Annotated in this window: 13 protein-coding genes and 1 riboswitch; of the genes, 11 read left to right on the top strand and 2 right to left on the bottom strand. The window is 69.6% G+C overall.

Features of this window, described 5'->3' with window-relative positions; translation table 11 throughout:
- Positions 1 to 46 precede the first annotated feature (46 nt).
- Positions 47 to 889 carry an RNA polymerase sigma factor WhiG gene (gene whiG, locus ACIP79_RS25200; protein WP_401226841.1) on the top strand — a complete coding sequence of 281 codons (843 nt, stop codon included), beginning with the start codon at positions 47 to 49 and terminating at the stop codon, positions 887 to 889.
- A 229-nt stretch (positions 890 to 1,118) separates the two neighbouring features.
- Complete coding sequence (locus ACIP79_RS25195) at positions 1,119 to 1,676, top strand: TetR/AcrR family transcriptional regulator (RefSeq protein WP_401227031.1); 558 nt, start codon at positions 1,119 to 1,121, stop codon at positions 1,674 to 1,676.
- A gap of 99 nt (positions 1,677 to 1,775) precedes the next feature.
- On the opposite strand, the gene ACIP79_RS25190 is transcribed toward ACIP79_RS25195, so the two are convergent.
- Positions 1,776 to 2,393 (bottom strand): murein hydrolase activator EnvC family protein, encoded by a 618-nt coding sequence (locus ACIP79_RS25190; protein ID WP_401226840.1) that lies wholly within the window; start codon positions 2,391 to 2,393, stop codon positions 1,776 to 1,778.
- Between the two features lie 271 nt (positions 2,394 to 2,664).
- Here ACIP79_RS25190 and rpsB point away from each other — a divergent pair, with 271 nt between their 5' ends.
- From rpsB to ACIP79_RS25145, 9 genes are all read left to right on the top strand, one after another.
- Positions 2,665 to 3,636: a 30S ribosomal protein S2 gene (gene rpsB, locus ACIP79_RS25185; RefSeq protein ID WP_383681688.1), complete on the top strand. Its 972-nt coding sequence runs from the start codon at positions 2,665 to 2,667 to the stop codon at positions 3,634 to 3,636.
- Positions 3,637 to 3,732: 96 nt separating this feature from the next.
- Positions 3,733 to 4,569 carry a translation elongation factor Ts gene (gene tsf, locus ACIP79_RS25180; RefSeq protein WP_383681690.1) on the top strand — a complete coding sequence of 279 codons (837 nt, stop codon included), beginning with the start codon at positions 3,733 to 3,735 and terminating at the stop codon, positions 4,567 to 4,569.
- Between the two features lie 193 nt (positions 4,570 to 4,762).
- Positions 4,763 to 5,533: a UMP kinase gene (gene pyrH / locus ACIP79_RS25175; protein WP_399212390.1), complete on the top strand. Its 771-nt coding sequence runs from the start codon at positions 4,763 to 4,765 to the stop codon at positions 5,531 to 5,533.
- A 167-nt stretch (positions 5,534 to 5,700) separates the two neighbouring features.
- Positions 5,701 to 6,258 (top strand): ribosome recycling factor, encoded by a 558-nt coding sequence (gene frr / locus ACIP79_RS25170; protein WP_389624763.1) that lies wholly within the window; start codon positions 5,701 to 5,703, stop codon positions 6,256 to 6,258.
- Complete coding sequence (locus ACIP79_RS25165; protein WP_401226838.1) at positions 6,258 to 7,388, top strand: phosphatidate cytidylyltransferase; 1,131 nt, start codon at positions 6,258 to 6,260, stop codon at positions 7,386 to 7,388. Before frr ends, ACIP79_RS25165 begins: the two co-directional genes overlap by 1 nt.
- Before the next feature lie 80 nt (positions 7,389 to 7,468).
- Positions 7,469 to 8,575 carry a 23S rRNA (adenine(2503)-C(2))-methyltransferase RlmN gene (rlmN, locus tag ACIP79_RS25160; protein WP_383681698.1) on the top strand — a complete coding sequence of 369 codons (1,107 nt, stop codon included), beginning with the start codon at positions 7,469 to 7,471 and terminating at the stop codon, positions 8,573 to 8,575.
- Between the two features lie 34 nt (positions 8,576 to 8,609).
- Positions 8,610 to 8,728: riboswitch (TPP riboswitch) on the top strand.
- A 79-nt stretch (positions 8,729 to 8,807) separates the two neighbouring features.
- Positions 8,808 to 9,893 (top strand): thiamine ABC transporter substrate binding subunit, encoded by a 1,086-nt coding sequence (locus ACIP79_RS25155; RefSeq protein ID WP_401226835.1) that lies wholly within the window; start codon positions 8,808 to 8,810, stop codon positions 9,891 to 9,893.
- Entirely contained in the window at positions 9,869 to 11,545 is a 1,677-nt protein-coding gene (locus ACIP79_RS25150; RefSeq protein ID WP_401226834.1) for an ABC transporter permease, read from the top strand. The genes ACIP79_RS25155 and ACIP79_RS25150 overlap by 25 nt, the downstream gene beginning before the upstream one ends.
- Positions 11,546 to 12,565, top strand: a complete 1,020-nt coding sequence (locus ACIP79_RS25145) for an ABC transporter ATP-binding protein (RefSeq protein WP_401226833.1) — start codon at positions 11,546 to 11,548, stop codon at positions 12,563 to 12,565.
- A gap of 96 nt (positions 12,566 to 12,661) precedes the next feature.
- On the opposite strand, the gene ACIP79_RS25140 is transcribed toward ACIP79_RS25145, so the two are convergent.
- Positions 12,662 to 13,318 carry an LAETG motif-containing sortase-dependent surface protein gene (locus ACIP79_RS25140; RefSeq protein ID WP_401226832.1) on the bottom strand — a complete coding sequence of 219 codons (657 nt, stop codon included), beginning with the start codon at positions 13,316 to 13,318 and terminating at the stop codon, positions 12,662 to 12,664.
- Positions 13,319 to 13,478: the final 160 nt, after the last annotated feature.

Genomic DNA, 13,478 nt, shown 5'->3' with positions numbered 1-13,478 from the left:
TCACCCAGGCATCCCCGGTTCACGGCAGAACGGCACAAGGCGACGAATGCCCCAGCACACCTCCGGGTCCGACCGGGCGGCGGTCCCCCCGGCCGCCCGTGACGGCCGCAGCGTGCGCCCGCCCGCTCCCTCGACGCTCGACGAGCTGTGGCGGTCGTACAAGTCGACGGGCGACGAGCGGCTGCGGGAGCAGTTGATCCTGCACTACTCACCGTTGGTGAAGTACGTCGCCGGACGGGTCAGCGTCGGTCTGCCGGCCAATGTCGAGCAGGCGGACTTCGTCTCCTCCGGGGTGTTCGGGCTGATCGACGCGATCGAGAAGTTCGACATCGAGCGGGAGATCAAGTTCGAGACGTACGCGATCACGCGGATCCGGGGCGCGATGATCGACGAACTGCGCGCGCTGGACTGGATTCCGCGGTCCGTGCGACAGAAGGCGCGCAATGTGGAGCGGGCCTACGCGACGCTGGAGGCAAGGCTGCGGCGCACCCCGTCGGAGGGCGAGGTGGCCTCCGAGATGGGGATCGGGGTGGAGGAACTCCACGCGGTCTTCAGCCAGTTGTCGCTGGCGAACGTGGTGGCTCTGGAGGAGTTGCTGCACGTCGGCGGCGAGGGCGGTGACCGGCTGAGTCTGATGGACACCCTTGAGGACACCGCGGCCGACAATCCGGTGGAGGTCGCGGAGGACCGGGAGCTGCGGAGGTTTCTGGCGCGGGCGATCAACACGCTGCCCGACCGGGAGAAGACCGTGGTGACGCTGTACTACTACGAAGGGCTCACGCTCGCCGAGATCGGCAATGTGCTGGGAGTGACGGAGAGCCGGGTGAGCCAGATCCACACGAAGTCGGTGCTTCAGCTGCGGGCGAAGCTGGCCAGTTTCGGCCGCTGACCCCCATGGGGGCAGGATGCTGAATCGTCTCTGCCGTCTCTGCCGTCTGCCGTCTGTGCCTTGTCTGCTGTCTTCACTGTCTCTGCCGTGTCTGCTCCTGCCCGGTCGTGGTTTGCCGCCGTCTTCGCCCTGTTTGTCGCCGGTTCACCTCGGCCTGTGATCGGAGTGGGTGCCGTTCGGAGCGGTCCGTCCGTAAAGTGGTGGCGTGCCAAGGATTCGAGCGGCCTCCGTGGCCGAGCACCGGTCGATGCAGCGAGCCGCCCTGCTGGACGCGGCGCGGTCCCTGCTGTCCGAGGGCGGCACGGAGGCGCTGACCTTCCCCGCTCTCGCCGAGCGCACGGGGCTCGCGCGGTCTTCCGTGTACGAGTACTTCCGGTCGCGGGCGGCCGTGGTCGAGGAGCTGTGCGAGGTTGACTTCCCGGTCTGGGCGGCCGAGGTGTCCGACGCGATGCAGCGGTCGGACACGGCGGAGGCCAAGGTCGAGGCGTATGTGCGCCAGCAGCTTGCCCTCGTCGGGGACCGGCGGCACCGGGCCGTCGTGGCCATCTCGGCGAGCGAGCTAGACGCCGGGGCCCGGGAGAAGATCCGGGCCGCTCACGGCGGTCTCGTGGCGATGATCGTCGAGGCGCTCGCGGAGCTGGGGCACGCGGAGCCGCGGCTGGCGGCGATGCTTCTTCAGGGTGTGGTGGACGCCGCGGTGCGGCGGATCGAGCTGGGGGCCGCCGAGGACTCCAGCCCCATCACCGACGCCGCGGTCGCCATGGCTCTTCGGGGTGTCCGGGGCTGAGGCCCTGTTTCGGGCCGCGGTTCGGGCCCTCGTCGGTGAGGAGTCGCCTGGTCAGGACAGGCGGCGATCCGAGGGCAGGGGAGCGCGGAGCCCGGCCGGTCAGGACGGCGCCCCGGGCACCGGCAGCAGGCGGGACGGGCCTCTCCGCAGCAGCCAGGGCGGTAGCAGGGACAGCGGGTCCAGGTAGGTCCTGCCTCTGAGCAGGCCCCAGTGCAGACATGAGGTCGGGCAGGGGGAAGCACCCTGTTCGACGGTGCCCAGTACCTCGCCCGCCGCGACCTCCGCGCCCTTCTTCACCGACGCCGTCACCGGACCGTACGTCGTGCGCAGCGGTGGCGTACCCGTGCCCGTCAGTTCCACCGAGACCACCCCGCGCCCCGCGACCGGGCCGGCGAAGGACACCCGGCCCGGTGCGACGGCCCTGACCGGGGTGCCGGGGCCGGCCGCGAGATCGACGCCCCGGTGACCGCGGCCGTAGGTCGTCGCCGGGGGATCCCAGCCTCGCAGGACCGAGGGGCGTGAGCCCACGGGCCAGGTGCGGGCGACGGGCGGGACCGTCGGATCGGCAGCCGTCGGCGGGTCCGCGGGCCGGGGCGGGACCGGTGGCTCGGGGCCGGTCGTCCGGGCCAGGGCGGAGGGGGTCAGGGAGGTCAGGACGATCATCGTCAGGGCCAGCAGCAGGGCCGTCCACACAGGCGGACATCGGTTCGCTCGCATGTGAGAAGCGTTCCGTATCGGGCCGGTCGCGGCAGGGGGCTGTGGAGCACCGGTCGGTTGTGGACAGCGGCGTCATCCGGTGCCTCCCGGGTCCCGTACACTTCTGGTGGCGATCCGGGCGACCGGGTCGACTTCGCACGCCCCGACAGCAGGCCGTGAACAAGCCGTTGTCAGCGCCTCTCGGTCCCTTGTGGCAAGGCGCGTCGCGGGCGTCAGGCGCGGGTGCCGTCCGGCACGCGCGGTACAACCGAGAACACCAAGGAGAACGGCCATGGCCGTCGTCACGATGCGGGAGCTGCTGGAAAGCGGCGTCCACTTCGGTCACCAGACCCGTCGTTGGAACCCGAAGATGAAGCGCTTCATCTTCACGGAGCGCAACGGCATCTACATCATCGACCTGCTCCAGTCGCTGTCGTACATCGACCGCGCCTACGAGTTCGTCAAGGAGACCGTCGCCCACGGCGGCACGGTCATGTTCGTCGGCACGAAGAAGCAGGCGCAGGAGGCCATCGCCGAGCAGGCCACCCGCGTCGGCATGCCCTACGTCAACCAGCGCTGGCTGGGCGGCATGCTCACCAACTTCTCCACCGTCTACAAGCGTCTGCAGCGCCTCAAGGAGCTTGAGCAGATCGACTTCGAGGACGTCGCCGCGTCGGGTCTCACCAAGAAGGAGCTTCTCGTGCTCTCGCGCGAGAAGGCCAAGCTGGAGAAGACCCTCGGTGGTATCCGCGAGATGTCCAAGGTGCCCAGCGCCGTCTGGATCGTGGACACCAAGAAGGAGCACATCGCGGTCGGTGAGGCCCGGAAGCTGAACATCCCGGTCGTCGCCATCCTCGACACCAACTGCGACCCCGACGAGGTCGACTACAAGATCCCGGGCAACGACGACGCGATCCGCTCCGTCACCCTGCTCACCCGCGTGATCGCCGACGCTGTCGCCGAGGGCCTCATCTCCCGTTCCGGCGTCAACACCGGTGACAAGGGCGAGAAGGCCGCGGGCGAGCCGCTCGCCGCGTGGGAGCGCGACCTGCTCGAGGGCGAGAAGAAGGCCGACGACGCCGAGGCTCCGGCCGCTGAGGTCCAGACCTCCGCCGAGACCGAGAAGGTCGCCGACGCCGAGGAGGCCGAGGCTCCGGCCGAGGCCGCTGCTGAGGCTCCGGCCGACGCTCCTGTCGCCGAGGCGCCCGCCGCCGAGGCCCCGGTCGCCGACGAGGCTCCCGCCGCGGACGCCGAGAAGGCCTGACCCCCTCACCCCTTCGGGTTCTGAACGGCGGGGGCGCACCAAGCCCCCGCCGTTCGACCCGTAGATCTTCAGACTTCGAGAGAGATTCCAGGAATCATGGCGAACTACACCGCCGCCGACGTCAAGAAGCTCCGTGAGCTCACCGGCGCCGGCATGATGGACTGCAAGAAGGCGCTGGACGAGGCCGACGGCAACGTCGACAAGGCCGTCGAGGCGCTGCGGATCAAGGGTCAGAAGGGCGTCGCCAAGCGCGAGGGCCGCTCCGCCGAGAACGGCGCCGTGGTCTCCATCATCGCCGACGACAACTCCTCCGGCGTCCTGGTCGAGCTGAAGTGCGAGACGGACTTCGTCGCCAAGGGCGAGAAGTTCCAGGCCGTCGCCAACCAGATCGCCGAGCACGTCGTCAAGACCTCCCCGGCCGACCTCGACGCCCTGCTGGGCTCCGAGATCGAGGCCGGCAAGACGGTCCAGGCGTTCGTCGACGAGGCCAACGCCAACCTGGGCGAGAAGATCGTCCTGGACCGCTTCGCCCAGTTCGCCGGCGCCTACGTCGCCGCGTACATGCACCGCACCATGCCCGACCTGCCCCCGCAGATCGGTGTCCTGGTCGAGCTGGACAAGCCGAACGCCGAGCTCGCCAAGGGCGTCGCGCAGCACATCGCCGCCTTCGCGCCGAAGTACCTCTCCCGTGAGGACGTTCCGGCCGAGGTCGTCGAGACCGAGCGTCGCGTCGCCGAGGAGACCACGCGCGCCGAGGGCAAGCCGGAGGCCGCGCTCCCCAAGATCGTCGAGGGTCGCGTCAACGGCTTCTTCAAGGAAGCCACGCTCCTCGGTCAGCCGTACGCGCTCGACAACAAGAAGTCCGTCCAGAAGGTTCTGGACGAGGCCGGTGTCACCCTGAAGCGCTTCGTGCGCATCAAGGTCGGCATCTGAGTCCGTACCGCGATCGACGCCCGACCCCGCTAGGGTCGACAGCAGCCGTCCGCGTACGTGGGCACGTGCGCGTGCGTGTCGGACGACAGCAGATCTGACGAGGAGGCCATTGCCGAGCATGGGATGCGAACAACACCCCGGCGGCAGTGGCCTTCTTCGTCTGTGTGACACGTAAAAGAGGCGAGAGACACCCATGACCACCACCCAGGCCGACAAGGGCGAGACGACCGAAGACGGCAAAGGCGCGGGACGCTTCATGCTGAAGCTCTCCGGCGAGGCGTTCGCCGGTGGCGGCGGGCTGGGCGTCGACCCCGACGTGGTGCACAAGATCGCCCGCGAGATCGCGGCCGTCGTGCGCGGCGGCGCCCAGATCGCGGTCGTCCTCGGCGGCGGCAACTTCTTCCGCGGCGCCGAACTCCAGCAGCGCGGCATGGACAGGGCACGCTCCGACTACATGGGCATGCTCGGCACGGTCATGAACTGCCTGGCCCTCCAGGACTTCCTGGAGAAGGAAGGCATCGACAGCCGTGTCCAGACCGCCATCACCATGGGGCAGGTCGCCGAGCCGTACATCCCGCTGCGTGCCGTACGGCACCTGGAGAAGGGCCGTGTGGTCATCTTCGGCGCCGGTATGGGCATGCCGTACTTCTCCACCGACACCACCGCCGCCCAGCGCGCGCTGGAGATCGACGCCGAGGCCCTGCTGATGGGCAAGAACGGCGTCGACGGTGTGTACGACTCCGACCCGAAGACCAACCCCGAGGCCGTCAAGTTCGACTCGCTCAGCTACGGCGAGGTCATCACCCGCGACCTCAAGGTCGCCGACATGACCGCCATCACGCTGTGCCGGGACAACAAGCTGCCCATCCTGGTCTTCGAGCTCCTGGCGGAGGGCAATATCGCGCGAGCCGTCAAGGGTGAGAAGATCGGCACACTTGTGGGTGAACACAGCAGCCGGGCCTGACGGGACCGGCCCCGACCGGGGCCGAGCCCGACCGGGTACGGACCCTGACCGGGGGATGGACAATGTCCTGCCGGTCGGGAACCGTGCAGGAACAAGACGCGACGCAGCCGGCTGCCGCCCCTACGAGGAACAGCTGCCGGGCCTACTCAGACACGCAGGAGCAAGTGGTGATCGAAGAGACCCTCCTCGAGGCCGAGGAGAAGATGGAGAAGGCCGTCGTGGTCGCCAAGGAGGACTTCGCCGCGATCCGCACCGGTCGTGCGCACCCGGCGATGTTCAACAAGATCGTGGCCGACTACTACGGCGCGCTGACGCCGATCAACCAGCTGGCCTCCTTCTCGGTGCCCGAGCCGCGCATGGCGGTGGTGACCCCGTTCGACAAGAGCGCGATGCGCAACATCGAGCAGGCGATCCGTGACTCCGACCTGGGTGTCAACCCGAGCAACGACGGCAACATCATCCGGGTGGTGTTCCCGGAGCTCACCCAGGAGCGCCGCAAGGAGTTCATCAAGGTCGCCAAGACCAAGGGTGAGGACGCCAAGATCTCGATCCGCTCCGTCCGCCGCAAGGCGAAGGAGACCATCGACAAGCTGGTCAAGGACGGCGAGGTCGGCGAGGACGAGGGCCGCCGTGCGGAGAAGGAACTCGACGACACCACGGCGAAGTACGCCGCCCAGGTCGACGAGCTCCTCAAGCACAAGGAAGCGGAGCTGCTCGAGGTCTGATGAACGACTCTTCCTGGGGGGCGCCGCCACAAGCCGGGTACTGGGGGGCGCCCGAGCAGGGGCCTGTCCAGGGGGCTGCCCCGGCGGGTCCCGCATACGATGCGTATGACGCGCAGCACACTCGCCCCATGCCCATCGTGCCCGACGTACCCGCACATGGCGGAGACCAGGATGACGACCGGGGGGCCGCTCGGCTGAGTGGTCCCCTGTTCCGCGACGACTCACCGGCGACGGCGCCGCCCTACGGGGGCCCGTCGCAGAAGCCGCAGGAGCCCATGCCCAGCGCCCCACAGCCCGCCCCCGCACCGCAGAAGAAGACTGCGGGACGCGATCTGGGCGCGGCCATAGGGGTGGCTGTCGGGCTCGGTGTGGTGATCGTCGCGTCCTTGCTCATCGTCAAGGCCGTCTTCATCGGCGTGATAGCGGTCGCCGTGGTGGTGGGGCTCTGGGAGCTCACCTCCCGGCTGGAGGAGCGCAAGGGCATCAAGGCGCCCCTCGTGCCGCTGGCGATCGGCGGCGCGGCGATGGTCGTCTCCGGTTACGTACGGGGTGCCGAGGGCGCCTGGGTGGCGATGGCACTCACCGCGCTGGCCGTCCTGGTCTGGCGGATGACGGAGCCCCCTGAGGGCTACCTGAAGGACGTCACGGCCGGAGTGTTCGCGGCCTTCTACATCCCCTTCCTGGCCACGTTCGTCGCGCTGATGCTCGCGGCCGACGACGGCTCGCGGCGGGTGCTCACCTTCCTGCTGCTCGCCGTGGTCAGCGACACCGGCGCGTACGCGATCGGCTGGCGCTTCGGCAAGCACAAGCTGGCGCCGCGCATCAGCCCCGGCAAGACCCGCGAGGGCCTGTTCGGAGCGATCACCTTCGCGATGGCGGCGGGTGCGCTGCTCATGGAGTTCCTGATCGACGACGGCACCTGGTGGCAGGGCCTGCTCCTGGGCCTCGCGGTCGCGGCCAGCGCCACGCTCGGGGACCTCGGCGAGTCCATGATCAAGCGGGACCTCGGCATCAAGGACATGGGCACGCTGCTGCCGGGACACGGCGGGATCATGGACCGGCTGGACTCCCTGCTGCCCACGGCGCCGGTGGTCTGGCTGCTGTTGGTGCTCTTCGTCGGGTCGGGCTGACCTGCGGGTTTGATGGTCGGGGGCTCGTCGTCCACAGGGCGGCGAGCCCCTGTCCGTATGTCTGCGACACTTGTAGGGCCATGCCTAAGCCCGGAGAACTCACATTCGTCGCCCCGCGCGGAGCCCAGAAGCCGCCGCGGCATCTCGCCGACCTCACGCCTGCTGAGCGTAAGGAGGCAGTTGCCGCGGTCGGTGAGAAGCCGTTTCGTGCCAAGCAGCTCTCGCAGCACTACTTCGCGCGGTTCGCGCACGATCCCGAGCAGTGGACGGACATCCCGGCCGCCTCGCGCGGGAAGCTCCAGGAGGCGCTGCTTCCTGAGCTGATGACGGTCGTGCGGCATCTGTCGACCGACCAGGAGACCACCCGCAAGACCCTGTGGCGGCTCTTCGACGGGACGCTCGTCGAGTCCGTGCTGATGCGGTACCCGGACCGGGTGACCATGTGCATCAGCTCGCAGGCCGGCTGCGGGATGAACTGCCCGTTCTGCGCCACCGGGCAGGCCGGGCTCGACCGGAACCTGTCCACCGGCGAGATCGTCCACCAGATCGTGGACGGGATGCGGGCGCTCAGGGACGGCGAGATCCCGGGTGGTCCGGCGCGGCTCAGCAACATCGTCTTCATGGGCATGGGCGAGCCGCTCGCCAACTACAAGAGGGTGGTCGGGGCGATCCGCGCGCTGACCGACCCCGAGCCCGACGGCCTCGGGCTCTCGCAGCGGGGCATCACCGTGTCGACCGTCGGGCTGGTCCCGGCGATCAACCGGTTCTCCGACGAGGGCTTCAAGTGCCGCCTCGCCATCTCCCTGCACGCCCCCGACGACGAACTGCGCGACACCCTCGTACCCGTGAACACGCGGTGGAACGTGCGGGAGGTGCTGGACGCCGGCTGGGAGTACGCGGACAGGTCGGGGCGCCGGCTCTCCATCGAGTACGCGCTGATCAGGGACATCAACGACCAGGCATGGCGTGGCGACCGCCTCGGCCGGATGCTCAAGGGCAAGCCGGTGCACGTCAACCTCATCCCGCTGAACCCCACGCCGGGTTCGAAGTGGACCGCCTCGCGGCCCGAGGACGAGAAGGCGTTCGTCGAGGCGATCGCCGCCCACGGGGTTCCGGTCACCGTTCGGGACACCCGTGGTCAGGAGATCGACGGGGCGTGCGGTCAGCTCGCGGCCACCGAGCGGTAACCTGGCTGCGTACATCCGCAAATCTCATATCTTCATATTCCGACAGGGGAGCGCCACAGCGCTGAGAGTGCGGCAGCCGGGTCACCGGTGGGCCGCAGACCCTCAGAACCTTGCCCAGGTCATTCTGGGTAGGAAGTTCGGTCAATACTCAAGCTGTTGCGCCCTGCCCGGGATCCCTCAGGGGTTCCCGGGCAGGGCCGCGTCTCTTCCTGGTCATCCCAGGAGGAATTCAGTGAGCAAGAAGAGGACGATCACGGCCGTCGGCCTTGCCGGTCTGGGGCTCGTCACGCTCTCCGCGTGCGGCTCCTCCGACTCCGGTTCGGGCAGTGGTGGTGACTCCAAGACCGTGACTGTCGTCAGCCATGACTCCTTCACGTACTCCAAGGACGTGCTGAGCGCCTTCGAGAAGGAGTCCGGCTACACGGTCAAGGTCCTCAAGGACGGCGACGCCGGGCAGGCCGTCAACAAGGCGATCCTCACCAAGGACAACCCGCAGGGCGACGTGTTCTTCGGCGTCGACAACACCCTGCTGTCCCGCGCGCTCGACAACGGGCTCTTCCAGTCGTACGAGGCCAAGGGCGCGGACCGGATCCTCCCGGAGTACCGGGTCGGCGGGGACGAGCACCGGGTCACGCCCATCGACTCCGGCGACATCTGCGTCAACTACGACAAGGCCTACTTCACCGAGCACAAGCTCGCTCCGCCGGCCTCCTTCGCCGACCTCGTCAAGCCCGCGTACAAGGACCTGCTGGTCACTGAGAACGCCTCGACGTCCTCGCCCGGTCTCGGCTTCCTGCTCGGGACCGCGGCGAAGTACGGCGACGACGGCTGGCAGGACTACTGGACGAAGCTCAAGGCCAACGGCGTCAAGGTCGTCGACGGCTGGGAGCAGGCCTACAACGAGGAGTTCTCCGGGTCCGCGGGAGGCAAGAAGGCCAAGGCGGACCGGCCGCTCGTCGTCTCGTACGCCTCCTCGCCGCCCGCCGAGGTCATCTACGCCGACCCCAGGCCGACGACCGCGCCGACCGGTGTCGCGGCCGGCACCTGCTTCCGCCAGGTCGAGTACGCCGGGCTGCTGAGCAACGCCAAGAACACCAAGGGCGGTCGGGCGTTCATCGACTTCCTGGTCACCAAGAGGTTCCAGGAGGACATGCCGCTGAACATGTTCGTGTACCCGGTGGTCGAGGGCGCCGCGGTGCCCGCCGAGTTCACGGAGTTCGGTCCGCAGGCCAAGGACCCCGAGACCCTGGACCCGGCCAGGATCGCCGACAACCGTGACCAGTGGGTCAAGTCGTGGACCTCACTCGTACTGAAGTAACGCCCCGGGTACGCGGGAGGTCCCGTCGGGGAGGCGCGGCGCGGCTCGGGCTCATGGCCCTGCCCGTCGCGTTCTTCGGCGTCTTCTTCGCCTACCCGGTGGCGGCGATCGTGGCCCGCGGTCTCAAGGTCGACGGCGTCTGGCGGCTCGGGCGGATCTGGGACGTGCTCGCGCAGTCCGACATCCGGCACGTGCTGTGGTTCACCACCTGGCAGGCGCTCGCCTCGACCGCACTCACGCTGCTGATCGCGCTCCCCGGCGCGTATGTCTTCGCGCGCTTCGATTTCAGGGGCAAGCAGGTCCTGCGCGCGGTGGTGACCGTGCCGTTCGTGCTGCCGACCGTCGTGGTCGGGACGGCGTTCCTCGCCCTGGTCGGCCGGGGCGGACTCCTGGACGAGCTGTGGGGCGTACGGCTCGACACCACCGTCTGGGCGATCCTGCTCGCGCACGTCTTCTTCAACTACGCGGTCGTCGTCCGGACGGTGGGCGGGCTCTGGTCGCAGCTCGACCCGCGGCAGGAGGAGGCCGCCCGGATGCTCGGCGCCTCCCGGTTCGCGGCCTGGCGGAAGGTGACGCTGTCGGCCCTGGGCCCGGCCGTGGCCGCCGCCGCGCTGATGGTCTTCCTCTTCACCTTCACCTCCTTCGGTGTGGTGCAGATCCTCGGCGGTCCCGCCTTCTCGACCCTGGAGGTCGAGATCTACCGGCAGACCTCGGAGATCTTCGACCTCTCCACGGCCGCGGTGCTGACGATCATCCAGTTCGTGGCCGTGGGCGCGGTCCTCGCCGTGCACGCCTGGACCGTACGGCGGCGGGAGACCGCCCTGCGCCTGGTGTCCCCGGAGACGACCGCACGCAGGCCGCGCGGGGCCGGGCAGTGGGCGCTGCTGGCCGGGGTCCTGGCGACCATCGCGGTCCTGCTGGTGCTGCCGCTCGGCGTGCTGGTCCAACGGTCCCTGGACGCGCCCGACTTCGGGTACTACCGGGCGCTGGCCTCCGACGACAGCGGCATCTTCCTCGTCGCGCCGATCGAGGCGATCGGCAACTCCCTGGAGTACGCGCTCGCCGCCACCGCCATCGCCGTGCTCATCGGGGGTCTGGCGGCAGCCGCTCTCACCAGGCGGGCGGGGCGTCTCGTACGGGGCTTCGACGCGCTGCTGATGCTGCCGCTCGGGGTGTCGGCGGTGACCGTCGGGTTCGGGTTCCTGATCGCCCTCGACGAGCCGCCGCTGAACCTCAGAAGCAGCTGGGTCCTGGTGCCGCTCGCGCAGGCGCTCGTGGGTGTCCCCTTCGTCGTACGGACGATGCTGCCCGTGCTGCGGGCGGTGGACGGGCGGCTGCGGGAGGCGGCGGCGGTGCTCGGGGCGTCGCCGTGGCGGGTGTGGCGCGAGGTCGATCTGCCGATGGTGCGGCGGGCTCTGCTGGTCGCGGCCGGGTTCGCCTTCGCGGTGTCGCTGGGTGAGTTCGGGGCGACCGTCTTCATCGCGCGGCCCGACAACCCGACACTGCCGGTCGCCGTGGCCCGGCTGCTCGGGCGCGCCGGTGACCTCAACTACGGCCAGGCGATGGCCCTTTCGACGATCTTGATGGTGGTGTGCGCGGTGGCGCTGCTGCTGTTGGAGCGGGTACGGACCGACAGGACCGGGGAGTTCTAGATGCTGCTGAGCCTTGAGACCGCGACCGTGCGTTTCGGCGGGCGGGCGGTGCTCGACGAGGTCGGCCTCGCCGTCGCCGAGCACGAGATCGTGTGCGTGCTGGGGCCGAGCGGCAGCGGCAAGTCGACGCTGCTGAGGGCGGTGGCCGGTCTCCAGTCGCTCGACGCGGGCCGGGTGCTTCTCGACGGCCGTGACCAGGCGGGCGTGCCCGCGCACCGGCGGGGCGTCGGCCTGATGTTCCAGGACCACCAGCTCTTCCCGCAGCGGGACGTGGGCGGCAACGTCGCCTTCGGGCTCCGGATGCACGGGGCGGGCAAGGGTGAACAGGCGAGGCGAGTAGGGGAGTTGCTGGAGCTCGTCGGGTTGCCGGGCGCCGAACGCAGGGCCGTCGCCGCGCTGTCGGGCGGCGAGCAGCAGCGGGTCGCGCTGGCCCGCGCGCTCGCTCCGCGACCCCGGCTGCTGATGCTCGACGAACCGCTCGGCCAGCTCGACCGCTCGCTGCGTGAACGCCTTGTCGTGGAACTACGTGAGCTCTTCGGCGAGTTGGGCACGACCGTGCTCGCCGTCACGCACGACCAGGGCGAGGCCTTCGCGCTGGCCGACCGGGTCGTGGTCATGCGCGACGGACGGATCGCCCAGTCGGGTACACCACTTGAGGTCTGGCAGCACCCCGCTGACGAGTTCGTGGCCCGCTTCCTCGGCTTCGACAACGTGGTCGAGGCGACGGTGAGCGGCGAGGCCGCGGACACTCCGTGGGGGAAGGTCCCGGTGCCGGAGGACACCCGGCAGGGGCCGGGCACCCTGCTCGTGCGGCCCGCGGGCGTACGGCTGGTGGACGCGGCCGAGGGGCTGCGCTGCACCGTGGCCGCACGCACCTTCCGGGGCACCCACGTCGCCGTACAGCTGCAACCGGAGAACGCGCCCCGGCTCGAAGCGGCGTGCACGCTGAGGGAGGCGCCTGAGCCCGGCGAGCGGGTGGGGGTCGCGTTCGACTCGGCCGAGATCACCGTCCTCGGCTGAGTCGGGCAGGAGGCGCGGGTGGCCGCGGGGGGCGTACAGGCGTGTGGCCCGCCCCCTCGGTGAGGGGGCGGGCCACACGTTCGTACGGTGTGAGGATCAGGCCTTCGCTGCGCCACGGCGGCGCATACCGAAGAACACCGCTCCGCCACCGACCAGGACGAACGCACCGGCGATGCCGGCGATCATCGGAGTGTTCGAGTTCGCGCCGGTCTCGGCGAGGTTGGACTCACCGGCCGCGGGGGACGGGGCGTTGCTGCCCGTCGACGCGGGGGCGGTGGTGCTCTCGGAGGGCGACGGGGTCGCCGAGTCCGAAGGCGTTTCGGACGGGGAAGGCGTCTCCGAAGCCGGAGGCGTCGATGCGGGCGGAGTGGTCTCCGAGGACTTGCACGCCACGTCCGGCGTGATCAGGTTCGGGGAGATGTCCTCGTCGACCGCGTTGTTCTCGGCCTTGATGTGGATGCGGTACTCGGCCTTGGGAGTCCAGGCCTCCGAGAACGTGACCTTGGCGCCCTCGCGGGTGCCGACCACCGTCTCCTCGCCGACGAGCCGCGCGTCAGCGCCGTTCGACTCGAGGTAGACCGAGACGGTGGCCTTCACGCCCGAGGCGTCCGTGTCGGTGACGGTGATGATGCCCTTGCCGTTGTCGTCGCAGGCGGCGACAGCGGCGAAGTCACGGATGTTGCAGGCCATTGCGTTGCCGGCGACGCCGAGCGCGAGCGCGGCGGTCGCGGAAGCAACACCCAGGATTCGCACAGAACGTGCGGTACGGCGAGATATGGACACGATTGCCCTTCACGGGATGCGCAACTGCGGGGGGTGATAGGGGCGTTCTGCTGCTCTGCTGCCACAACGGCGCCCCCAGTAGCCTCACTGGTTTATAAGCGCCACCTAAGGGCTGTCAATGCATATGCCC

This window comes from Streptomyces sp. NPDC088747 (genome assembly GCF_044751025.1).
Lineage (GTDB): Bacteria > Actinomycetota > Actinomycetes > Streptomycetales > Streptomycetaceae > Streptomyces.
The sequence above is the reverse complement of the archived record's forward strand: the minus strand, read 5'-3'. Positions and strand labels throughout refer to the sequence as shown.

Coding starts and splice junctions, on each gene's coding strand:
- ACIP79_RS25145 (WP_401226833.1), top strand. CDS start 11,546: ATGCTGCTGAGCCTTGAGACCGCGACCGTGCGTTTCGGCGGGCGGGCG.
- rlmN (WP_383681698.1), top strand. CDS start 7,469: ATGCCTAAGCCCGGAGAACTCACATTCGTCGCCCCGCGCGGAGCCCAG.
- pyrH (WP_399212390.1), top strand. CDS start 4,763: ATGACCACCACCCAGGCCGACAAGGGCGAGACGACCGAAGACGGCAAA.
- ACIP79_RS25165 (WP_401226838.1), top strand. CDS start 6,258: ATGAACGACTCTTCCTGGGGGGCGCCGCCACAAGCCGGGTACTGGGGG.
- tsf (WP_383681690.1), top strand. CDS start 3,733: ATGGCGAACTACACCGCCGCCGACGTCAAGAAGCTCCGTGAGCTCACC.
- ACIP79_RS25190 (WP_401226840.1), bottom strand. CDS start 2,393: ATGCGAGCGAACCGATGTCCGCCTGTGTGGACGGCCCTGCTGCTGGCC.
- rpsB (WP_383681688.1), top strand. CDS start 2,665: ATGGCCGTCGTCACGATGCGGGAGCTGCTGGAAAGCGGCGTCCACTTC.
- whiG (WP_401226841.1), top strand. CDS start 47: ATGCCCCAGCACACCTCCGGGTCCGACCGGGCGGCGGTCCCCCCGGCC.